Annotated in this window: 18 protein-coding genes and 2 tRNA genes; 6 read left to right on the top strand and 14 right to left on the bottom strand. The window is 60.9% G+C overall.

Going from position 1 to position 23,307, the window contains the following annotated elements; genetic code table 11:
- Positions 1-84: 84 nt before the first annotated feature.
- From AOA59_RS14075 to nadE, 3 genes are all read left to right on the top strand, one after another.
- Positions 85-972, top strand: coding sequence for a LysR family transcriptional regulator (locus AOA59_RS14075; protein ID WP_099487921.1), 888 nt, complete (start codon positions 85-87; stop codon positions 970-972).
- 214 nt (positions 973-1,186) lie between these two features.
- Positions 1,187-2,401, top strand: coding sequence for a nicotinate phosphoribosyltransferase (pncB, locus tag AOA59_RS14070; RefSeq protein WP_017138441.1), 1,215 nt, complete (start codon positions 1,187-1,189; stop codon positions 2,399-2,401).
- A gap of 3 nt (positions 2,402-2,404) precedes the next feature.
- Positions 2,405-3,232 (top strand): ammonia-dependent NAD(+) synthetase, encoded by an 828-nt coding sequence (gene nadE / locus AOA59_RS14065; protein WP_099487919.1) that lies wholly within the window; start codon positions 2,405-2,407, stop codon positions 3,230-3,232.
- Between the two features lie 135 nt (positions 3,233-3,367).
- Here nadE and azu read toward each other — a convergent pair whose 3' ends face one another.
- Entirely contained in the window at positions 3,368-3,814 is a 447-nt protein-coding gene (gene azu / locus AOA59_RS14060; protein WP_099487917.1) for an azurin, read from the bottom strand.
- Positions 3,815-4,147: 333 nt separating this feature from the next.
- Between azu and AOA59_RS14055 the strand changes: the two genes are divergently transcribed.
- Complete coding sequence (locus tag AOA59_RS14055) at positions 4,148-4,330, top strand: hypothetical protein (RefSeq protein ID WP_099487915.1); 183 nt, start codon at positions 4,148-4,150, stop codon at positions 4,328-4,330.
- Between the two features lie 46 nt (positions 4,331-4,376).
- Here the strand turns inward: AOA59_RS14055 and AOA59_RS14050 are convergent, their stop codons facing one another.
- The 13 genes from AOA59_RS14050 to rnr all read right to left on the bottom strand — a co-directional run bounded on the left by AOA59_RS14050 (position 4,377) and on the right by rnr (position 22,711).
- Entirely contained in the window at positions 4,377-5,267 is an 891-nt protein-coding gene (locus tag AOA59_RS14050) for a transglutaminase family protein (protein WP_056860515.1), read from the bottom strand.
- On the bottom strand, positions 5,267-7,753 hold the full coding sequence (locus tag AOA59_RS14045; RefSeq protein ID WP_099487913.1) for a circularly permuted type 2 ATP-grasp protein: 2,487 nt from the start codon (positions 7,751-7,753) through the stop codon (positions 5,267-5,269). Before AOA59_RS14045 ends, AOA59_RS14050 begins: the two co-directional genes overlap by 1 nt.
- Before the next feature lie 159 nt (positions 7,754-7,912).
- Positions 7,913-11,203, bottom strand: a complete 3,291-nt coding sequence (locus tag AOA59_RS14040; RefSeq protein WP_099487911.1) for a DUF2126 domain-containing protein — start codon at positions 11,201-11,203, stop codon at positions 7,913-7,915.
- Positions 11,204-11,390: 187 nt separating this feature from the next.
- On the bottom strand, positions 11,391-11,840 hold the full coding sequence (locus tag AOA59_RS14035; protein ID WP_099487910.1) for a hypothetical protein: 450 nt from the start codon (positions 11,838-11,840) through the stop codon (positions 11,391-11,393).
- Positions 11,837-12,769 (bottom strand): hypothetical protein, encoded by a 933-nt coding sequence (locus AOA59_RS14030; RefSeq protein ID WP_058422436.1) that lies wholly within the window; start codon positions 12,767-12,769, stop codon positions 11,837-11,839. The genes AOA59_RS14035 and AOA59_RS14030 overlap by 4 nt, the downstream gene beginning before the upstream one ends.
- A gap of 161 nt (positions 12,770-12,930) precedes the next feature.
- Entirely contained in the window at positions 12,931-15,234 is a 2,304-nt protein-coding gene (locus tag AOA59_RS14025; protein WP_065930670.1) for a YgiQ family radical SAM protein, read from the bottom strand.
- A 190-nt stretch (positions 15,235-15,424) separates the two neighbouring features.
- Positions 15,425-16,822 (bottom strand): replicative DNA helicase, encoded by a 1,398-nt coding sequence (gene dnaB, locus AOA59_RS14020; RefSeq protein ID WP_017138451.1) that lies wholly within the window; start codon positions 16,820-16,822, stop codon positions 15,425-15,427.
- Between the two features lie 110 nt (positions 16,823-16,932).
- Positions 16,933-17,379, bottom strand: a complete 447-nt coding sequence (gene rplI, locus AOA59_RS14015; protein WP_003171376.1) for a 50S ribosomal protein L9 — start codon at positions 17,377-17,379, stop codon at positions 16,933-16,935.
- An 18-nt stretch (positions 17,380-17,397) separates the two neighbouring features.
- On the bottom strand, positions 17,398-18,291 hold the full coding sequence (locus AOA59_RS14010; protein WP_056860520.1) for a hypothetical protein: 894 nt from the start codon (positions 18,289-18,291) through the stop codon (positions 17,398-17,400).
- A 36-nt stretch (positions 18,292-18,327) separates the two neighbouring features.
- Positions 18,328-18,558, bottom strand: coding sequence for a 30S ribosomal protein S18 (gene rpsR, locus AOA59_RS14005; RefSeq protein ID WP_002551829.1), 231 nt, complete (start codon positions 18,556-18,558; stop codon positions 18,328-18,330).
- 28 nt (positions 18,559-18,586) lie between these two features.
- Positions 18,587-19,009 (bottom strand): 30S ribosomal protein S6, encoded by a 423-nt coding sequence (rpsF, locus tag AOA59_RS14000; RefSeq protein ID WP_003217491.1) that lies wholly within the window; start codon positions 19,007-19,009, stop codon positions 18,587-18,589.
- A 313-nt stretch (positions 19,010-19,322) separates the two neighbouring features.
- Positions 19,323-20,078, bottom strand: coding sequence for a 23S rRNA (guanosine(2251)-2'-O)-methyltransferase RlmB (gene rlmB / locus AOA59_RS13995; protein WP_056860521.1), 756 nt, complete (start codon positions 20,076-20,078; stop codon positions 19,323-19,325).
- Complete coding sequence (gene rnr / locus AOA59_RS13990; protein WP_065930672.1) at positions 20,075-22,711, bottom strand: ribonuclease R; 2,637 nt, start codon at positions 22,709-22,711, stop codon at positions 20,075-20,077. The genes rlmB and rnr overlap by 4 nt, the downstream gene beginning before the upstream one ends.
- Before the next feature lie 224 nt (positions 22,712-22,935).
- Here rnr and AOA59_RS13985 point away from each other — a divergent pair.
- Both AOA59_RS13985 and AOA59_RS13980 read left to right on the top strand, forming a co-directional pair.
- Positions 22,936-23,022: transfer RNA gene (locus tag AOA59_RS13985), tRNA-Leu, on the top strand.
- A 153-nt stretch (positions 23,023-23,175) separates the two neighbouring features.
- Positions 23,176-23,262, top strand: a tRNA-Leu gene (locus AOA59_RS13980).
- The last annotated feature ends 45 nt before the right edge of the window (positions 23,263-23,307 follow it).

The following is a 23,307-nucleotide window of genomic DNA, read 5'->3' as shown; positions in this document are numbered from 1 at the left end:
AGCTGGCCCAAGACTTGCCAACAAACGACGATTAGGCGAGATATCATTCCGTTTACTCATGCAAAGAATAAAAAGAGGCGCGCCGTGCTGAACAAAAGACATTTGCCCTCGATCACCGCCCTGCAGTGTTTCGAAGCCGCCACCCGCCACCTGAGCTTCACCCGCGCTGCCGAGGAACTGAACCTCACGCAAAGCGCGGTGAGCAAGCAGGTGGCGCAGCTGGAAGAATTGCTGCAACACCTGTTGTTTCGCCGGGTACGCCGCCGCTTGCAGATGACCCCGGCGGGGGATTTGTACCTGGTGGAAGTGCGAAAAATTCTCACGCAAGTGGAGATGTCCACCCACTACCTGCGCTCCTATGGCGGCGAGACCGAAGTGCTGCGCGTGTCCACGCCCTACACCTTCGGCGCGCGCTGGCTGGTGCCGCGCCTGAAAGGTTGGCGCCTGCGCCACCCGCAGATCCACCTGGACCTGTGCAACGAGCAGGAGCCGGACGAGTTGCTGCAAGGCAAGGCCGACATGGCCTTCTACTTCGGCCAGGGTTCACGGCCGGGCACCGAGAGCCTGAAACTGTTCAGCGAAGAGCTTGTACCTGTGTGTGCGCCGGAGAGCCTGCCCGCGCAGCCGTTCACCGACCCCACGCAACTGAGCAACCTGGTGCTGCTGCAGAACGCTTCGCGACCGCAGGGCTGGCATGACTGGTTCGCCAGCCAGGGTTTCCAGACCGAACACAGCTACCACGGGCCGCGTTTTGATACCTTTTATATGTGCATTCGGGCGGCGCAGGTCGGCTGTGGCGTGGCCTTGTTGCCGCGCTTTCTGGTGGAAGAAGAGCTGGCCGAGGCCAAGCTGGTGATTCCCTGGCAGCATGCGATGCCCAGCCAGGATGCGTATTACCTGGCGTATCCGGAGCATTCGGCGGAGGTGCCCAAGGTGCGTGAGTTTGTGAAGTGGATGATGGAGCAGGTTTAGCTCTTTTTGGGCTGCGCCACCGTCATCGCAGGCAAGCCAGCTCCCACATTTGGAATGCATTTCAAGTGTGGGAGCTGGCTTGCCTGCGATGAGGCCAGTGGCCGCACTGAAAAAATCACTGGCAAAACCCTACAGGTCTATGCGCCACTAGCATCCTTCCTTAATTGTGCGTAAAGGCCGGCGCCCATCGCCGACCCGTCTGGAGATTCCCGTTATGAGCGAGAGTGTGTTTGCCGATCGCATCGTGCAGAACTTGCTCGACACCGACTTCTACAAGCTGACCATGATGCAGGCGGTGCTGCACAACTACCCGAACGTGGAAGTTGAATGGGAGTTTCGTTGCCGCAACAGTGAAGACCTGCGCCCGTACCTGGCGGAAATCCGGTACCAGATCGAACGCCTCGCGGAGCTGAGCCTGAGCCCCGACCAGCTGGGCTTCCTGGAACGCATCAGCTTTATGAAGCCGGACTTCCTGCGCTTTCTGGGGCTGTTTCGCTTCAACCTGCGCTACGTGCAAACCGGCATCGAAAACGGCGAGTTGTTTATCCGCCTGCGCGGGCCGTGGTTGCATGTGATCCTGTTCGAAGTGCCGATGCTGGCCATCGTCAGCGAAGTGCGTAACCGCTACCGCTACCAGACCGTCATCCTCGAACAGGCCCGCGAACAGCTGTACCGCAAGTTCGACTGGCTGTCCGCCAATGCCAGCAGCGAGGAACTGTCGGAGCTGCAAGTCGCCGATTTCGGCACCCGTCGGCGCTTCTCGTACCGCGTGCAGGAAGAAGTGGTCAGCGTGCTCAAGCACGATTTCCCCGGGCGTTTTGTCGGCACCAGCAACGTGCACCTGGCCCGCGAGTTCGACATGAAACCCCTGGGCACCATGGCTCACGAATGGATCATGGCCCACCAGCAACTCGGCCCGCGTCTGATCGACAGCCAGATCGCCGCCCTCGATTGCTGGGTACGCGAATACCGTGGCCTGCTGGGCATCGCCCTGACCGATTGCATCACCACCGACGCGTTCCTGGGCGATTTCGACCTGTACTTCGCCAAGCTCTTCGACGGCCTGCGCCACGACTCCGGTGACCCGATTCAATGGGCCGAAAAAGCCATCGCCCACTACCACAAGCTCGGCATCGAGCCGATGAGCAAGACCCTGGTGTTCTCCGACAGCCTGACGCTGCCCAAGGCCCTGGAGATTTTCCGCGCATTGCGCGGTCGCATTAATGTCAGCTTCGGTATCGGCACCAACCTGACCTGTGACATTCCGGGTGTTGAACCGATGAGCATCGTGCTTAAAATGACCGCCTGCAATGGCCAGCCCGTCGCGAAAATTTCCGATGAAGCGGGCAAGACCCACTGCACCGATCCGAATTTTGTCGCCTATTTGCGCCACGTTTTCAAAGTACCTGCCCTTTCCAGCAAGGAGTGAATCATGCAAGCCGTACAGCGTGAGATTGCGCAGCAGCTCAAGGTCCAAGCACCGTTCAACGACCAGGCCGCCCTTGAGGCCGAAGTGGCGCGCCGCGTAGGGTTTATCCAGGACTGCCTGCGCAATTCCGGGCTCAAGAGCTTGGTGCTGGGCATCAGCGGCGGTGTCGACTCCCTGACCGCCGGCCTGCTGGCCCAGCGTGCAATGAAAGAACTGCGCGCCAGCACAGGTGATGAGGCCTACCGTTTTATCGCGGTGCGCCTGCCCTACGAAACCCAGTTCGACGAACACGACGCCCAGGCTTCGGTGGACTTTATCGACCCGGACGAACGCCACACCGTGAACATCGGCCCGGCAGTGAAATCCCTGGCCAATGAAGTGGCGGCGTTCGAAGGCAAGGCGGCGGTGTCGCGTGATTTTGTGCTGGGCAACACCAAGGCACGCATGCGCATGGTGGCGCAGTACACCATCGCCGGCGCGGCCGGTGGCCTGGTGATCGGTACCGACCATGCAGCGGAAGCGGTGATGGGCTTTTTCACCAAGTTCGGTGACGGTGCCTGCGACCTGGCGCCGCTGAGCGGGTTGGTGAAGAACCAGGTGCGTGCGATTGCGCGGCACTTTGGTGCGCCGGAGTCGCTGGTCGAGAAGATCCCGACTGCCGACCTTGAAGACCTGTCGCCGGGCAAACCGGACGAAGCGTCACACGGCGTGACCTACGCCGAGATTGATGCGTTCCTGCACGGCGAGCCGGTGCGTGAGGAAGCGTTCAAGATTATCTGCGACACCTATCGCAAGACTGAGCACAAGCGGATCATGCCCTTCGCGCCGTGAGGTAGCCTGTTAGTCCAGCGGTGTTTGTTAGATCGCCTTCGCGAGCAAGCCCGCTCCCACACTTGACCGCATTCTCATATTGGAATGCGGTCAAGTGTGGGAGCGGGCTTGCTCGCGAAGAACGATAACGCGGTGTTACTTGACGACCACAGTGCCTTTCATCATCGAGATGTGGCCCGGGAACGAGCAGAAGAACGCGTAATCCGTACCCGCTGCCAGTTTCGACACATCGAAGGTCACCGAATCTTTCTCGCCAGCACCGATGATCTTGGTGTGGGCAATAATGCGAGTGTCGCCGTCTTTGAGGTAGTTCTTGTCAATACCGGCGGCCATACCGTCGCTGGCAACGCCAGGCATGTCGGCGGCGGAACTCAGCACCCAGTTATGGCCCATGACGTTTTTCGGCAAGCTGCCGGAGTGCTCAAGGTTCACGGTGAACTTCTTGCAGCTCTTGTCGATGGTGATTTCTTTGGTGTTGAAGGACATCTGGTCGGTGGAATCAACAGTGACCGCGCACTCTGCAGCAAGCAACTGGCCGCTCACCAGTGTCAGCAGGGAAACAGCAACGATTTTGGCAAACATGTGAATCTCCAAGGCAGGGTTTAAAAAACGCGTATTGCGACTAGGGTGCCTCAAGCAGGCTGAAATTCTTATGATCTGAATCAACAGATTGTATACAACTTTAGGCTATCAGACTGATCAACACAATCTACCAGCCAAACAACAGCCACCCGCCTATGATCGCTCCATCACCCACCGGAGCGTCTGCCATGCACTTCAATCAATTCTTAAACGGCCTGTTGGCCGCGTATGCCTGCGGTAAGTGAAGGCCAATCGCGCTGCTAAGCTGCTACCATAGCGACCCAAGGCAGCTGCGTGCCGCCCACCCTCACCTTCGACCCTAGAGGATCGCCCATGGCCAAACCTAATTACTCCTTCGCCAAACGTCAGAGAGACTTGGCCAAGGAGCAGAAGAAAGAGGAAAAGCTGCAACGCAAGAAAGCCGCTGCAGATGAAGAAGCAGGCGTACTGAACCCGGATGCTGAAGGTGAAGTGGCTGCTGATGACACCGAGACACCGAAAGACCCGGCTGAATAAATTTTGTTGGGGTGAGCAGGCCCTCCCTGCTCACCACAACCCACTGTTACTCCAGCGGCATCACCGTCACCCGCACCTCCGGGTCATGGCTCCCTCCTCCCAGAATCACCCCACGCAACGGCGACACATCAGAGAAATCACGGCCCCAGGCCAGGGTGATGTGCTCCAGTGCCGGCTGCACGTTATTCGTCGGATCAAAATCCACCCAGCCCGCCACCGGGCAAAACACCGAGACCCACGCATGGGATGCATCGGCGCCGATCAGCCGTGGCTGGCCGGGCGGTGGCTGGGTCAGCAGGTAGCCGCTGATGTAACGCGCGGCCAGGCCCCGCGAGCGCAGGCACGCGAGCATCAGGTGAGCAAAGTCCTGGCACACACCGCGTCGGCGCTCCAGCACTTCCACCAAGGGCGTGGCGACCTGGGTGGCTTCGGCATCGAAGGTGAATTCGCTGAAGATTTTCTGCATCAGGGCCTGCACGCCCAGCAGCAAGGGCACGCCTGGCGGGAAGCAGCTTTCGGAGAACTCGACGAAGGTGTTCTTCAGGTGCACGTAGGGCGACTCGAAGCGATAACGGCAGGCTTCAAGCATCTCAGACGACAGCACCTGGCTGCTGTAGGTCAGGCTGTCGCGGGTCTGGTCCCAGGCCGGCGACTGCTGAAAATCCAGGGTTGGCCGCGCCAGTACTTCCACGGTCAGCCCGGCATTGACCAGCAATTCATCATGGGGCCGTTCGAACGCCAGCCGCGTGATCGGGTTGCCGAATACGTCCAGCTCATCGCGGCGCGACGACGGCTGCGGGCTGATATCCAATTGTTGGGAACTGCAACGCTGCCACGCGCACGGCCGCGGCCACAGGTGCGCCAACTGCTGGGCCAGGGACACCGGGCTGTCGTAGTGGTAATGGGTATCGTGAAAAATCTGGTAGCGCGCACTCATCACACCGACACCGTTTGCTGGCTGACATCATCCACATGGGCAAAGTGACGCAACGCCAGGCGATCCGACACTTGCCCGCTTTCATCGGCGACCGCTTGCAGCAGGTCCGCCAGGCCGTCCAACGCGGCGCGCACACTGGATTCGCCGAACAACGGGTTCTCCAGGCAGCCCAGGTCGAAACGTGACAGGCTCTCCACCAACGGCGCCAGGCCGGTTTCCCGTGGCACCCCAAAGTCATCATTGAGACGGCGCAGGGTGCGGCTGACCAGCTTCAACTGGAACAGCACCGCATGCGGGTTCTGTTCATCGAGCAGCAACAAGTCGAGCACCGGGATCAGTTGCGGCACTGCCAGGTAACGCGAGCGATAGGTGATGCTGCTGTTGCCCAGCTCCAGCAGCCATTCCAGCCCGGCCTGATCAAACACCGCCACGCCACGCAGGAACGCGGCGAGGCTGCTGCTGAGAAATTGCAGGCGCTCGATACGCCGGCCCATCATCAAAAAGCGCCAGCCTTCGTCGCGGGTCATGTCGTCCAGGGCGAAGCCGGACAAGGCCGCCAGGGACATCACCAGACGGTTGAGGAAGTCCAGCAACTCGCCAAAGTCCGGGGCCTCGCTTTCCAGCTCCAGGGCTTCGCGCTGCAACTCCACCAGGGCCTGCCAGTTCTCGCGGGACAACTTGCCGCGCACCTGGGACGCTGCCCACTGCAAGCGTTGCAGGTTGGCGCGCAGGCTCGACGGCCAGTCATCGCCAAGCAAAGCGGCAAGCAGGCGCTCGGGCAACTCGCCCTCCTCCGGCAACAAGCGCAAGGTCTCGCCCAGCTCGACAGCGGCCTGCAAGGCTTGCGGGTCGTCGCCATCGACATAGCGCGCCAGCACAATACGCAGCCAGCGCGCGCTGTCATCACAGCGTTCGCAGTAACGGCCAAACCAGAACAGGTTTTCCACCACGCGCGACGGCAGGTAAGGGTCGCGCCGCACCAGGTCATGTACACCAATCGCCCGTTGCGCACGCCAAAGCTCGCCGCCGACAGCGCGGTCGCCCAGCACCCACGTGTCTTTGCTCGCGCCACCGCGCTGCATCGACACCACTTCGGCATCCGCCTCGGCCGCCACACGGGTCAAGCCGCCGGGCAGTACACGGTAGCCGTCAGCGCTGGCCACCGCGTACACACGCATGCCGATGGCGCGGTGCTGCAGATGGTCGTCCACCGTGTGCCAAACCGGCGCCTGGGACAATTGCGCCAGCTCCTGGGCCACATAGGCGTAAGGCCGCGCACGCATGCGCTCGGCCAGGGCCAAGCGTTGTTCTTCGTTCAAGTCGCGGCCGAATACCGGCGCGAAACTTTGCGACGGGAACGCCGGTTTGATCAGCAACTCCGGCAGCTTGTCCAAGGCTTCGGCCAGCACCGGTGCCTCGCCGCACCACCAAGTGGCGATGGACGGCAGGATCAGTGCTTCACCAAACAAAAACTCGTTGATCTTCGGCAGAAAGCCGAGCAAACCGGGCGACTCCAGCACGCCGCTGCCCAAGGCATTGGCCACCAGCACATTACCCTGGCGCACCGCGTCCAGCAGGCCGGGCACGCCCAGGGCCGAATCGGTGCGCAGCTCCAGCGGGTCGCAGAAATCGTCGTCCAGGCGCCGCATGATCGCGTGCACCCGGCGCAGGCCGCTGAGGGTTTTGAGGAACACCGTACTGTCGCGCACCGTGAGGTCGCCGCCCTCGACCAGCGGGTAGCCAAGCTGGCGTGCGAGGTAGAGGTGTTCGAAATAGCTTTCGTTGAAACGCCCCGGCGTGAGCAGCACGATCAGCGGCGGCTGGTCATCACCGGGCGCCTGACGGGCCAGGGTTTCCTGGAGCGTGCGGAAGAAACCGGTGAGGTGTTGAACCTGCAGATCACGGTACAGATCCGGGAACGCACGGGACACGATGGTGCGGTTTTCCAGCGCGTAACCTGCGCCCGAGGGCGCCTGGGTACGGTCGGCGGTGACCCACCAACGGCCATCCGGGGTGCGCGCCAGGTCCACGGCGTACAGGTGCAGAAACGCGCCGTCCGGCGGCTGAATACCCTGGCACGGCCACAGGAAGTTGTTGTGCCCAAACACCAGTTCGGCCGGCAACAGGCCTTCTTTGATCAGGCGCTGCGGGCCGTACAGGTCCGCGAGCACGGCATTGAGCAAGCGCGCACGCTGGGCGATGCCGGCCGACAGGTGCTGCCACTCATCGGCGGCCAGCACATGGGGCAGTAAATCCAACTCCCAGGGGCGATCAGCGCCCTTGGGGTCGGCGTAGACGTTGTAGGTCACGCCGTTTTCCTGGATCTGCCGCGTCAGCAACGCCTGGCGCTGGGCCAGTTGCACGGGCGTACTGCGTTGCAGGTGATCGAGCAGGCGCTGCCAATGGGCACGCACCGCGCCACTGTCGTCGAGCAGTTCGTGATAGGTGCCCGCGGTGAGCGGGTAACGGTCGAGCAAATCGGGCATGGAACGCTCGGCAGAGGCAAGGGGGCTCAGATTAACTCAAATTCAACGCGATCTCGTGTGGGAGCTGGCTTGCCTGCGATAGCGGTTTTCCTGCCACCTGATTGGCTGGCTGGTACACCGCTATCGCAGGCAAGCCAGCTCCCACATTTTACATCTCATTTAGTCATTTTTATTGGGAAAACGCCGCAAATCCAGGGTCATCGGCAGTTCATCGTTAATCACCAAAGGCGGCACCGCCAGCTTGCCAGGGCTATGCCCCAAGCGGAAAAACCGCGCCATGCGCCGGCTCTCGGCCTCATTGGCATTCACCGGCAAGCTGTCGTAATTGCGCCCACCCGGATGCGCGACGTGGTACTGGCAGCCGCCCAGCGAGCGTTGCATCCAGGTGTCGAGCACATCGAACACCAACGGTGCGTGCACCGCGATGGTCGGTTGCAAACAGTTGGCCGGTTGCCAGGCGCGATAACGCACGCCGGCGACAAACTCGCCGATACGCCCGGTCGGCTGCAACGGCACCGGGATGCCGTTGCAGGTCAGCAGATAACGTTGCGGCGCCAGGCCGCTTAACTTCACCTGCAAGCGCTCCAGGGACGAGTCCACGTAACGCACCGTGCCACCGACGGCGCCCTCTTCGCCCAGCACGTGCCAAGGCTCCAGGGCCTGACGCAGTTCCAGTTCGATGCCGCTGACGGCGTAGTCGCCGACCTTGGGGAAACGGAACTCCAGGTGCGCGGCAAACCATTCGGCCCGCAGCGGGTAACCGGCGGCGTTGAGCTCGACGATCACATCGGCAAAATCCTGCTCGATAAAGTGCGGCAGCAGGAAGCGGTCGTGCAGCTCAGTGCCCCAGCGCGCCAGTTTTGCTGGCGCATAGGGCTCACGCCAGAAGCGCGCGACCAAAGCGCGCAACAATAATTGCTGGGTGAGGCTCATGCGCGCATGGGGCGGCATTTCAAACGCACGCAGTTCCAACAGGCCCAGGCGGCCGGTGGCGCCATCGGGCGAATAGAGTTTGTCGATGCAGAATTCGGCGCGGTGGGTGTTGCCGGTCACGTCGATCAGCAGGTTGCGCAACAGCCGGTCGACCAGCCACGGCGGGCATTCTTCGCCAGGTTCGGGCATTTGCGCGAAGGCGATTTCCAGCTCGTACAGCGCATCGTTACGCGCTTCATCCACCCGTGGCGCCTGGGAGGTCGGGCCAATAAACAGCCCGGAAAACAGGTACGACAAGGACGGATGGTTATGCCAGTAGCTGATCAGGCTGCGCAGCAAATCCGGGCGGCGCAGGAACGGCGAGTCTTTCGGCGTCGCGCCGCCCAACACAAAGTGGTTACCACCGCCGGTGCCGGTGTGGCGCCCGTCGATCATGAACTTCTCGGTGGTCAGGCGGGTTTGCCGCGCCTCTTCATAGAGGAACTCGGTGCGCTCCACCAGCTCATCCCAGGTGGCGGACGGCTGCACGTTGACCTCGATCACACCGGGGTCCGGCGTGACCCGGAAGTTGCTCAAGCGCGTATCGAATGGCGGTTCGTAACCTTCCAGCAATACCGGGCAATGCAGCTCTTCGGCGGTGGCTTCGATGGCGGCCACCAACTCCAGGTAATCCTCGACGCGTTCCAGCGGCGGCATAAACAGGTACAAACGCCCTTCCCGCGCTTCGGCACACAAAGCGGTGCGGGTCAGCCAGTCGGCAGACTCGTCGACATTGGGCACGCGTTCATCGCTCGGCGCAGGCGTGCCATGGCTGTGCAGTTGCGCGGTGGTCGGCAGCTCCGGCTGATCCTGATTCGGGTCAGTGGGATGCACGAACGGATACTCCGCCGCCGTCACCCATGGCTGCGAGGCCAACGGCAGGCGGTAACCCAGCGGCGAATCACCCGGCACCAGACGGCAGTGGTTGTCACGCAGGTACCAGCGCCCGCTCTGCCAACGGTCATTGGCCGCCGTGCGCGCCAGCGGCAGCACTTGGCCGATGACTTTATCCAGGCCCTGGCTGAACACTTTGCGCAGGCGCTCGCGCTCCAGGTCATCACTCAGGCGCGGGTCCTGGGCGGTGACGTTTTGCGGCAGCGCACCTTCGCGCCACAGGTAGTAGAAGTTGTCTTCGAAAGCCGGGAACACAAAGCGTGCCGGCAGTTTCAGGCGTTCGGCGACACTGGCCAGGAAACGCCCGGCCATCACGCCATCGGCGCCGTAGTCCTGTTGTTCATCGGCGATCAGCGCGCTGTTGTGCCAGATCGGCACGCCGTCACGGCGCCAGTAGCAATTGAGCGACCAGCGCGGCAGTTGCTCGCCGGGGTACCACTTGCCCTGACCGAAATGCACCAGGCCTTTGGGCGCGTAGTGCGCGCGCATGCGCTGGAACAGCTCGGCGGACAGGCGGCGTTTGTCCGGCCCCAGCGCCGCGGTATTCCACTCGGCGCCGTCGGGGTCGTCGATGGAGACGAAGGTCGGTTCGCCGCCCATGGTCAGGCGTACATCATCCTTGAGCAGGTCGGCGTCGATCTGCCGGCCCAACGCCTGGATCGCCAGCCATTGCTCTTCGGTGTAGGGCTTGGTGACACGCGGCGCTTCCCAAATGCGCTCTACCGACATCTCGTGGGTAAATTCGCACTCGCAGGGTTCCACCAGCCCGCTGATAGGCGCAGCGGACGAAGGATCAGGGCTACAGGCCAATGGGATATGCCCTTCACCGGCGAACAGCCCGGAGGTGGCGTCCAGGCCGATCCAGCCCGCGCCGGGCAAATACACCTCGCACCATGCGTGCAGGTCGGTGAAGTCGACTTCGGTGCCGGACGGGCCATCAAGGGCTTTGACGTCGGCGGTGAGCTGGATCAAGTAGCCCGACACAAACCGCGCCGCCAGCCCCAGGTTGCGCAGCAATTGCACCAGCAGCCAGGCGGAATCACGGCAGGAGCCGGATGCGGCGCCCAAGGTGAATTCCGGCGTTTGTACGCCCGGTTCCATACGGATCAAATAGCCGATGTCGGCCGCCAGGCGCTGATTGAGGCCTACCAGAAAATCCACAGCCGGCAGCGGCGTGCGGTCGATACCCGCCAAGTAGGCGGCGAACTTTGGCGTCAGCGGCAAGGTTTCCAGGTACGGCGCCAACTCGCGCTGCTCATCGGCGGCGTAGCTGAAGGGGATTTTTTCGGCGTAGGGCTCGAGGAAAAAATCGAAAGGGTTGAATACCGCCATCTCGGCGACGAGGTCGACCTCAATGCGCAACTCATCGGTCTTTTCCGGGAACACCAGACGCGCCAGGTAATTGCCCTGCGGGTCCTGCTGCCAATTGATGAAGTGCTGCTCGGGCAGCACTTTGAGCGCGTAAGACAAGATCCGCGTGCGGCTATGGGCAGCCGGGCGCAAGCGCACGATCTGTGGGCCGAGTTCGACAGCGCGGTCGTAGCGGTAATGCGTAACGTGGTGCAACGCGACATGAATCGACACGGCGGCCTCCTGCGAGCCAGGGCATGAGCACAAAGCGCGCAAGACTTATGCCAGAGCGGCCGTCATTGCGCTTTATCGTAAGACCCGGTGCAGTACAGCACCAAAACGGCGCCAACGGGGGTGCCGTGGTGCGAGGGTTGCACATATTTGTGGCGTGCGTGTGAGGCCGGGTGGTGAATCTACCCAGTCAGCGCGTTTTGTGGCGGGCGATCATGGCTTCGCGCAGGTGGCGAACTTCGAGCAGCTTTTGGCGCATTTCGCGGTGACGCTGGCTGTTGAGCAGCAACAAGCCCAAGAGCGGAAAGAGCACAGCCGAGCCGTAGACCAGTTTGGGGATGGGGTACTGAATCATCGGCAACACAAACAGCAGACAGCAACCCAGATAACCCGCCACCAGGCCGGTTGCCCAAGGGCGCCCGCGCGCGATCATTACATTGCCAAATACCAGTACCGCCACCAGCAGCAAAATCGCCAGGCCGGAGTAGTCGGATTTAAGCGACGGATCGACACCACGCAAATACGTCACGCCGGCGAGGGACACGGCAGACGCGCCGGAAAAGATCGCCATGAAGATCGTGCCCATGAACACCGGGAAATAGCGCGCGAGGAAACTGCCCATGTCGGGGAAGCCTTTCATTCGGTGAGGTCCTCATACAAGCCGATGGCAAGGGTGGTGGCGGTGCCCACACTGCCGGTGCGGTAGCTGCCGACGATGCCGAGAATACCGCCCAACGCGTCTTTCATTTGGGTCAGGGTGGCATGCCGGATTTCCGTGGAGCTGAAGCTTTTGGTCAGCTTGCCTGCACGCTGCTGCAACTTGAGCAGCTTGGGCGTCAGGCTCGGGTCGCGCAGGCTTAGCAGCTCCTTGGTCAGCTTCTTGCGTTCCTGGCGGTTCAGGCCCTTGAGCAATTCATACCAACTTTTGCCCAGGGCCGCCGCCTTATTGGCCTTGAGCAGTTTCACCGTGGTCAGCGCGCCGGTGCCGATCCCCACCAGGGAGGCCGTATCGAGGATGGTTGAAACAGCGCCGTACCATTCGGCGTCATCCATCCGGTCGTTGGCGTCGGGGTCCAGGACCTCATTGTAGGTACGTGCCACGCCGAACCCGCATTGCGCACTGCTGGCCAGCGCCGCCGTCACGCCAATGCCCACCACGAACGCGCTGGCGCCCGCCGTAAATGGCACGGCGACACTGCCGCTGAACACCACAAGCCAACCGATAATCGCGGCGGTGCACGACAAGCCCATATCAAACGCCTCTTTCCTGAGGCGGCCTTCACGGGGATCCGTCTTCACCTGTTCTACAAATTGCGCCGGGGAAATGTACTTCTGCGCCTCGCGCAAAATGATGCGCTTGGGCCTGATGCTGCACAGGGGCTTGAATTCGCGCAGGGTGATCACATTGAAGTCGGCGTCGATGTACACCACACCGGCGCCGACAATGCCGGGGTCGGCATCGATGGCGGCGAACAACCGTGGCAGGTTGATCTGGCTTTCGATGCGCTGGCGCGCCATGAATTGGGAGCGGTTGGAGTCCATGCCGATGGAGAGCAGGGGGTTGCTCATGGGTGTTCTTCCTTGAATATGAGGGTGGCCAGGCCGGCTTTGTGGGAGCTGGCTTGCCTGCGATGGCGATCTAATGGGCGCCACCTTAACAAACAGACTCGCCACCGAACAGAAAGCAAAACGCCAGCACGAGGCTGGCGTCTTGCATATTCAGGTTGCGATCAGCGCGGCACGACCGGCTTGCGCGCAGGCTTGCCGCCCTTGCCCTTCGCCGCATCACTGCGTTCTTTGGCCGCTTGCTTGTTACGCGCCTGGGCTGCCGCCTTGGCTTGCTCACGCTTGTCCCACGGGTTGCTGCCATCACTGCCGCGCGGTGGCAAACCGGTGTGCTGGGTAAGGATCCTGGTGGTGGTTTCCTTCGCAACCTTGTGGCTGCCGGCCGGCGTCGAGTTTTTGCGACGGGCGCTCTGGTAGCTGTCGGTGGACGGCTGGTGCAGCGGAATCAACTGGTCTTTACCCGGCCCGATCAGGTCGGCGCGGCCCATGCGCGTGAGTGCTTCACGCAGCATCGGCCAGCCTTTCGGGTCGTGGTAACGCAGGAACGCCTTGTGCAGACGGCGCTGTTCCTCGCTCTTGACGATAGTCACCGCGTCGCTCTTGTAGGTGACCTTACGCAACGGGTTCTTGCCCGAGTGGTACATCGCGGTGGCGGTGGCCATCGGCGACGGGTAGAACGCCTGCACCTGGTCGGCGCGAAAGCCATTGCCCTTGAGCCACAGGGCCAGGTTCATCATGTCTTCATCGGTGGTGCCGGGGTGGGCGGCGATGAAGTACGGGATCAGGTACTGCTCCTTGCCCGCTTCCTTGGTGTACTTCTCGAACATGCGCTTGAACTTGTCATAGCTGCCAATGCCCGGTTTCATCATCTGGTTGAGCGGACCTTCCTCGGTGTGTTCCGGGGCGATCTTGAGGTAACCGCCGACGTGGTGGGTCACCAGCTCCTTGACGTATTCCGGCGACTCGACCGCAAGGTCGTAACGCAGGCCGGAAGCAATCAGAATCTTCTTCACACCCGGCAACGCACGGGCGCTGCGATACAGCTGAATCAACGACGAGTGGTCGGTGTTCAGGTTCGGGCAGATGCCCGGGAACACGCACGACGGCTTGCGGCACGCGGATTCGATTTCCGGGCTCTTGCAGGCAATGCGGTACATGTTCGCGGTCGGGCCACCGAGGTCGGAAATCACGCCGGTAAAGCCTGGCACTTTGTCGCGGATCTCTTCGATCTCGCGAATGATCGACTCTTCGGAACGGTTCTGGATGATGCGGCCTTCGTGCTCGGTGATCGAGCAGAAGGTGCAGCCACCGAAGCAGCCACGCATGATGTTCACCGAAAAACGGATCATGTCGTAGGCCGGGATCTTTTCCTTGCCGTACACCGGGTGCGGGACGCGGGCGTACGGCATGCCGAACACGTAGTCCATTTCTTCGGTGGTCATCGGGATGGGCGGCGGGTTGAACCACACGTCCACTTCGCCGTGCTTCTGCACCAGGGCGCGGGCGTTGCCTGGGTTGGTTTCCAGGTGCAGCACGCGGTTGGCGTGGGCGTACAGGACCGAGTCGCCACGGACTTTTTCCATGGACGGCAGACGAATGACCGTCTTGTCACGGGTCATGCGCGGGCTGGCAAGAATTTGTACGACCTTGGCTTCTTCCGGGTCTTCAACCGGGCCTTTTTCCTGCTCAATGGCGCAGGCCTGGGTGTCCTGGGTATTCACATACGGGTTGATGATCTTGTCGATCTTGCCCGGACGGTCGATACGCGTGGAGTCCACCTCGTACCAGCCTTCAGGCGTGTCTCGGCGAATGAACGCGGTGCCGCGCACGTCGGTGATGTCTTCGATCCTGTGGCCCCACGACAGGCGCTGGGCAACTTCGACGATGGCCCGCTCGGCGTTGCCGTACAGCAGGATGTCGGCGCAGGCATCGATCAGGATCGAGTTGCGCACACGGTCCTGCCAGTAGTCGTAGTGGGCGATGCGGCGCAGGGAGGCTTCGATGCCACCGAGCACGATCGGCACATTCTTGTAGGCTTCCTTGCAACGCTGGCTGTACACGAGGCTGGCGCGGTCCGGGCGTTTGCCGGCCATGCCGCCTGGGGTGTAGGCGTCGTCGGAACGGATTTTTTTGTCGGCGGTGTAACGGTTGATCATCGAGTCCATGTTGCCGGCCGCGACGCCGAAGAACAGGTTCGGCTCGCCGAGCTTCATGAAGTCGTCTTTGGACTGCCAGTTCGGCTGCGCAATGATCCCGACGCGAAAGCCCTGGGACTCCAGCAGCCGGCCGATGATGGCCATGCCGAACGATGGGTGATCCACATACGCATCACCGGTGACGATGATGATGTCGCAGGAATCCCAGCCAAGCTGATCCATCTCCTCCCTGCTCATCGGCAGGAATGGCGCAGGACCGAAACATTCGGCCCAGTACTTGGGATAGTCAAATAACGGCTTGGCTGTTTGCATGACGGTGACCGGTGTTGAGATGAAAAATCGCGGGCGCGGAATATAGCACAAATTTTGACCAATTCCGACGGTAGTAGTCGGAATTGTGGTGATGCAATCGCAGGCAAGCCAGCTCCCACACTTGAACGGTGAGTATCTTCAAATGTGGGAGCTGGCTTGCCTGCGATGAGGTCCTTACAGGCGCTGAAACTTACTCGTCGTCGTCGAAGTTATAGCTGCCCGGCGCCAGGTTTTCGAAGCGCGTGTATTTGCCGATAAACGCCAGGCGGATAAAGCCGATCGGCCCGTTCCGCTGCTTGCCGATGATGATCTCGGCAATGCCCTTGTGCTCCGTCTCGGGGTGATACACCTCGTCGCGGTACACGAACATGATCACGTCGGCATCCTGCTCGATCGCTCCGGATTCCCGCAAGTCGGAGTTTACCGGGCGCTTGTTCGGCCGTTGCTCCAGGGAGCGGTTGAGCTGGGACAGCGCCACCACCGGGCAGTTGAATTCCTTGGCCAGGGCTTTGAGCGACCGGGAGATTTCGGAAATCTCGTTGGTCCGGTTGTCGCCGCTGGAGCCTGGGATCTGCATCAGTTGCAGGTAGTCGATCATGATCAGGGCGATGTCGCCGTGTTCACGCACCAGCCTGCGGGTACGCGCGCGCATTTCAGACGGGCTGATACCGGCGGTGTCATCGATAAACAGCTTGCGGTCGTTGAGCAGGTTGACCGCCGACGTCAGGCGCGGCCAATCGTCGTCTTCCAGGCGACCGGCGCGCACCTTGGTCTGGTCGATACGGCCAAGCGAGGAAAGCATACGCATGATCAGCGATTCGCCTGGCATCTCCAGCGAGTAGACCAATACGGCTTTGTCGCTGCGCAGCACGGCGTTTTCCACCAGGTTCATCGCGAAGGTGGTTTTACCCATGGATGGACGGCCGGCCACGATGATCAAGTCGGACGGCTGCAGGCCGCTGGTCTTCTCGTCGAGGTCGGTGTAGCCGGTGGAAATACCGGTGATGGCGTTGTCGGTGTTGAACAAGGTGTCGATACGGTCGATGGCCTTGGTCAACAGGTCGTTGACGCTGACCGGGCCGCCGGTTTTCGGGCGGGCCTCGGCGATCTGGAAGATCTGGCGCTCGGCTTCATCAAGGATCTCGGCGGCGGTGCGGCCTTCGGGGTTGAAGGCGCTGTCGGCGATTTCGGTGCTGATACCGATCAATTGGCGCAGCGTGGCGCGCTCGCGAACGATTTGCGCATAGGCCTTGATGTTGGCGACGGATGGCGTGTTTTTCGCCAGCTCACCCAGGTAGCCCAGGCCGCCGACCTGGGAGGTCTGGCCTTCCTTGTCCAGTTGTTCGGCCAGGGTCACCACGTCGATCGGCGAGTTCTGGTCGGCCAGCTTGGCAATGGCGCGGAAGATCAGGCGGTGGTCATGGCGATAGAAATCACCGTCCGAGACTTGATCCAGCACACGCTCCCAGGCGTTGTTGTCCAGCATCAAGCCACCGAGCACGGCCTGTTCGGCCTCGATGGAATGCGGCGGCACCTTCAGGGCAGCGGTTTGCAGATCGTATTGCTCAGGAGCTGAAATATCGTTCATGGCCACTTGGAATTAGGGGTGTGTAGAAAAACAAAAGGCACGACCTGTAAACAGGATCGTGCCCGATGTTAACCGCCTGGCACGCGAGGTGCCAGTCAGTTAGGTGTTGCTTAAGCTGCTACCACTACAACGCGTACGGTGGCTTCAACTTCGGCGTGCAGGTGCACGGCTACGTCGAATTCGCCTACGTTGCGGATGGTGCCGTTCGGCAAACGAACTTCGCTCTTCTGCACTTCAACGCCGGAGGCGGTCAGTGCATCAGCGATGTCGTGGGTGCCGATCGAACCGAACAGCTTGCCTTCGTCACCGGCGGTGGCAGTGATAGTCACTTCCAGCTCAGCCAGTTGGGCAGCGCGAGTTTCGGCCGAAGCTTTTTTGTCTGCTGCGGCTTTTTCCAGCTCAGCACGACGCTCTTCAAACGCAGCCAGGTTGGCAGCGGTTGCAGCGGTGGCTTTGCCGTATGGCAGCAGGTAGTTACGACCGTAACCGGCCTTAACGTTCACTTTGTCGCCCAGGTTGCCCAGGTTGGCGACTTTTTCCAGAAGGATCAGTTGCATGTGAAAATCCTCTAACTTTTAACCTTCACCGTTCGCGTTATCGGCGTCTTTCGACGCCAGACGACCGCGAAAATCAATCAGGCCGTCGACAATGGCAAAAACCACGAGTAACGGATAGATCAGCTGCATAAACAGCAACATCGTGACGTACAACCCCACCAGCCAGAACTTGGCCAGGCGCTTTCGCGCTACCAGCCCATGCATCAGGGCCAGCCCGGCAAACACCAGCGGTACGCTGCAAATCGGCGCCAGCAAGGCCATCTGTGGGCCGAAGTTCGGCCCGACAACCATGCACGCCAGCAGCAACATCGCCGGCCCCGCTGGGATTCTGATACTGCGAAACTCGCGACCAAAACCACCCGGGTTGTACAACAACGCTTGCCAATAACGCCCAACAATCAGGCTCAGCACGCTGACGACCTGCAACAAAGCCGCAATCAGGCCGGTCAGGACCGGGGCAATCAGTGACGCAAACCGCGCTCGCTCATCTACCGACAATTGCTGGTAGAGATCCCCGAGGGCCATCGGCAGGATCTTGACGATCTCTTGCGACAGCGCTTCGATTTGCGGGCGGAAAGCCGCGCCAAGCATCACTGAGTACACCAACCCCAATGCCACGCTGACCAGCAGCGTGCGGACCCAGGACTCACTTGCGCGTAAAACCAACGCAAGGCTCGATGACCCCAGCAGTACCAGAAGTACCCGTGGATCACCGAATTGAAGCCACCAGATCAAGGCCGGCAACAATCCCAGGGCAAGAACGCCAAGGGCGTCCTTCAAACCGCGCCGCAGGAGCACAAGGCAACCTGCAGCAGCACCCAACCAATAAAGCAGCGGCAATGCCGCACATCCGGCCACTACCAGAGTGGCCTGCACGCGACCGCGCATGATGAACTCAGCTAAGGCGCGCATGCATTCAATCCCTTACTACTTGTCGACTGCCCGGTCTCAGCGGCCGTGGCTGTCGGTGTAGGCCAGCAGGGCCAGGAAGCGGGCGCGCTTGATAGCGGTGGCCAGCTGACGCTGATAACGTGCTTTGGTACCGGTGATACGGCTTGGAACGATTTTGCCGGTCTCGGATACGTAGGCTTTCAGAGTGTTGAGATCTTTGTAATCGATCTCTTTCACGTCTTCAGCGGTGAAGCGGCAGAATTTACGACGACGGAAGAAACGTGCCATTTGATAGGCTCCTTAAAAGGTCCGTGGATTACTCGTCAGCGTTATCGCTGTTGTCGCTGTCATCACTATCAGCGCTTTCGGCGCCTTCGTGCTCAGGACGGTCGCGACGCTCACGGCGCTCACTGCGGTTTTCTTCAGCCTTGAGCATCTCGGATTGGCCGGTAACGGCTTCTTCGCGACGGATGACCAGGTTACGGATCACTGCATCGTTGTAGCGGAAGTTGTCTTCCAGCTCGGCCAGGGCCTTGCCGGTGCACTCAACGTTCAGCATCACGTAGTGAGCCTTGTGAACATTGTTGATTGCGTAGGCCAGTTGACGACGGCCCCAATCTTCCAGACGGTGGATTTTGCCGCCGTCTTCTTCGATCAGCTTGGTGTAACGCTCAACCATGCCGCCGACTTGCTCGCTTTGATCCGGGTGGACCAAAAAGATGATTTCGTAATGACGCATGAATGCTCCTTACGGGTTGTAGCCTGCCGCTCAAAAACGGTCAGACAAGGAGTGAATGACACTTATGGATCTTGCCGCAGGGAGGCACATAGGTGCCTGCCAGGAAGGCAAGGGGCGCAATTGTAGAGAAGGGGGAGAAATGGCGCAAGGTGATTGGTGATTATTTGAACAACGTAGAATCAAGGCAAACACAAACAAATGTGGGAGCTGGCTTGCCTGCGATGACAATGGCACAGGCAACATCTCTGCTGACTGACACACCGCCATCGCGGGCAAGCCCGGCTCCCACAGGGTCTTGCGTCGCTCTTAAGCCTTATTTCTTGGCTTTGGCCTTGACGCCACGCTGGCGCTGGGCTTCGAACAGGCACACGCCGGTGGCAACCGACACGTTGAGGCTGCTGACGCTACCGGCCATCGGCAGTTTCACCAGGTAATCGCAGTGCTCGCGGGTCAGGCGACGCATGCCTTTGCCTTCGGCACCCATGATCAGGATGGTCGGGCCGGTGAGGTCCTGGTCATAAATGCTGACCTCGGCCTCGCCCGCCGTGCCCACCACCCACAGGCCGCGCTGCTGGAGTTTCTCCAGCGTGCGCGCCAGGTTGGTCACAGCCACCAGCGGAATCACTTCCGCCGCGCCGCACGCGACTTTACGCACGACCGGCGTCAGGGTTGCCGACTTGTCTTTAGGCACGATCACCGCCAGCGCACCGGCCGCATCGGCCGAACGCAGGCAAGCGCCGAGGTTGTGCGGGTCGGTCACGCCGTCCAGCACCAGCAACAGCGGTGCGCCTTCGGTACGGTCGAGCAGCTCGTCGAGCATCGCTTCGCCCCACACCTGGCTCGGGCTTACGTCCGCAACCACGCCCTGGTGAACGCCTTCAACCCACACGTCCATCTCACGGCGCTCGGCCTGGCCGATAGCAACCTTGTTTTGCGTGGCCAGCTCGACCAGCGCTTGCACGCGCGGCTCGCTGCGGCCTTCGGCCAACCACACCTGCTTGACGCGTTTAGGGTGATGACGCAGCAGTGCTTCTACGGCGTGCACGCCGTAGATTTTTTCCAGACTCATGACTTGGCCTTAGGTTTGCGCGACCCGCCGCTCTTCGCGGGGGCCGAGCCCGCTTTAGGCGGGCCTTTACGATGTTTACTCGGTTTGCTCGACGGCTTTTCCGCCCCGTGGGACTTTCCCCCAGACGCCGCTTTACCACCGCTTTTGGCTTCGCTGAGCAACTGCTGCTTCAACTCACGGCTCTTGCGTACTTCGGCGTTTTTGGCCGCAGCATCGCTCGGGCGGTAGGCCTCGGGGGCCTTTTCCTTGGTGGACGAACGACGACCGGCCTTGGCTGGCGCAGGCTCGGCGGCAGCTGCTTTCGCAGGCGCGCCCTTGCCTTTGCTGGCGGGCGCAGCAGGTTCGCTGCCACGTTTTTTACGGCCAGTCGGTGTTTCGCTCGGCTTGTCGGGCATGCCGAAATCGATCTTGCGCTCGTCGAGGTCGACGCGCATGACCTGCACTTCCACCGTGTCGCCCAAACGGAAGCTGCGACCGGTGCGCTCGCCCGCCAGGCGGTGATGCACAGGGTCAAAGTGGTAGTAGTCACCCGGCAGCGCGGTGACGTGCACCAGACCTTCGACGTAGATGTCGGTCAGCTCGACGAACAGGCCGAAACCCGTCACGGCGGTGATCACACCTGGGAACGACTCGCCCACGCGGTCTTTCATGAACTCGCACTTGAGCCAGTTCACTACGTCGCGGGTGGCTTCGTCGGCGCGGCGCTCGCTCATGGAGCACTGCTCGCCCAGCTGTTCCAGGGCCGCTTCGTCGTACGGATAGATCCGTGCCTTCGGAATGGTCATGGCACCGGCGCGCTTGACGTGCGGGGTGTTCTGCTTGGAGTGGATCACACTGCGAATCGCCCGATGCGTGAGCAGGTCCGGGTAACGACGAATCGGCGAAGTGAAGTGGGTGTACGCCTCGTAATTCAGGCCGAAGTGGCCCTGGTTATCAGCGCTGTACACCGCCTGGCTCAGCGAACGCAGCATCACAGTCTGGATCACGTGGTAATCCGGACGGTCCTTGATGCTGGCCAGCAACGCCTGGTAATCCTTCGGCGTCGGGCCGTCCTTGCCTTTGTGCAGGGACAGGCCGAGCTCGCCGAGGAAGGCGCGCAGTTTTTCCAGGCGCTCCGGTGGCGGGCCGTCATGCACGCGGTACAGGGCAGGAATTTCGTGCTTTTTCAGGAATTCTGCGGTGGCCACGTTGGCCGCCAGCATGCATTCCTCGATCAGCTTGTGCGCATCGTTACGCGTCGTCGGCGTAATCGCCGCGATCTTGCGCTCGGAACCGAACACAATCCGGGTTTCCTGGGTTTCAAAGTCGATGGCGCCACGTACATGACGCGCGCCCAGCAACACCTTGTACAACGCATAGAGCTGCTTGAGGTGCGGCACGACGTCGGCATATTCGCCACGCAGGGCCTTGGCTTCGCTGGTCTTCGGCGCTTCCAGAATGGTGCTGACCTTGTTGTAGGTCAGGCGCGCCTGGGAGTGGATCACCGCTTCGTAGAACTGGTAGTCGGTCATTTCGCCGGTTTTGGAGATGGTCATCTCGCATACCATGGCCAAACGGTCGACTTTCGGGTTCAGGGAGCACAGGCCGTTGGACAGCTGCTCAGGCAGCATCGGGATCACGCGCTCAGGGAAGTACACGGAGTTGCCGCGCACCTGGGCTTCGTTATCCAGGGCCGAACCGATCTTCACGTAGCTGGACACGTCGGCAATCGCGACGAACAACTTCCAGCCGCCGGAGAACAGGCGCAGCTTGCCAGGCTTGGCTTCGCAATAGACCGCATCGTCGAAGTCGCGGGCATCTTCGCCGTCGATAGTGACGAACGGCAGATGGCGCAGGTCGATGCGTTTTTCTTTGTCTTTATCTTCCACTTCCGGCTTGAGCTTGGCGGCTTCTTTGAGCACAGCCTCGGGCCAGACGTGAGGAATATCGTAGGTGCGCAGCGCAACGTCGATTTCCATGCCCGGCGCCATGTAGTTGCCGACCACTTCAACAATATCGCCCTGTGGCTGGAAGCGCGCCGTTGGCCAGTGGGTGATTTTCACCTCGACGAACTGGCCTACCTTGGCGGCGCCATTGCGGCCCGGGGTGATCAGCACTTCCTGCTGGACCTTCGGGTTATCCGGCACCACAAAGCCGATGCCGCCTTCTTCGAAGTAACGACCAACGATGGACTCGTGGGCACGGGACACCACTTCGACGATCACGCCTTCACGGCGACCACGACGGTCCAGGCCGGAAACCCGCGCCAGGGCACGGTCGCCGTCGAATACCAGGCGCATTTGCGCCGGGCTCATGAACAGGTCGTCGCTGCCGTCATCCGGGATCAGGAAGCCGAAGCCATCCCGATGGCCGGCGATGCGCCCCAGGATCAAGTCGAGCTTATCCACAGGCGCATAGGTGCCACGACGGGTGTAGATCAGTTGAGCATCGCGCTCCATGGCGCGCAAACGGCGGCGCAGGGCTTCGAGCTGGTCTTCGGTGGTCAGACCGAACTCTTCAACCAGCTGCTCGCGGCTAGCAGGCGAACCACGATCGGCGAGATGCGCCAGGATCAGTTCGCGGCTAGGAATAGGGTTTTCATATTTTTCCGCTTCACGAGCGGCCTCGGGATCGAGGGACTGCCAATCGGCCATTAGAGAGTTTTCACCTTGTCTATATGCGGGTTAGTTTGGCATACGCGTATTGAAACGGGAAATTTCAGGTGTCGACAAGTGTTTAAAAGGCCTTTGCCACCCTCGGAAAGCACCTCGCATGACCATTAGCGAAATTTTCCAGGCTTTTTTCATGGCAGGGCTTTACAGCTCAAAAGCGTCTCCGTATAGTGCGCGCCATCGACGACGGCAACGTTGTTGATGTTGCCCAGGTGGTGAAATTGGTAGACACGCCAGCTTCAGGTGCTGGTGATCGCAAGGTCGTGGAAGTTCGAGTCTTCTCCTGGGCACCAAATTCAGATCAAACCCGCGAAAGCGGGTTTTTTCGTTTCAGGCCTTTGATTTTTAACAAGAATATTGATTTATATTTTTGATATCAGGGGTTTACAGATTTAAAAGCGCTCCGTATAGTTCGCTCCATCAACGGCGCAAGCGTTGTTGATAATGCCCAGGTGGTGAAATTGGTAGACACGCCAGCTTCAGGTGCTGGTGATCGCAAGGTCGTGGAAGTTCGAGTCTTCTCCTGGGCACCAAATTCAGATCAAACCCGCGAAAGCGGGTTTTTTCGTTTCCGGGGT

It is taken from the genome of Pseudomonas sp. 2822-15 (genome assembly GCF_002742515.1).
In the GTDB taxonomy this organism is placed as follows: Bacteria; Pseudomonadota; Gammaproteobacteria; order Pseudomonadales; family Pseudomonadaceae; genus Aquipseudomonas; species Aquipseudomonas salomonii.
Note: the sequence above shows the minus strand (reverse complement) of the source record. Positions and strands in the feature narration are given on the sequence as shown.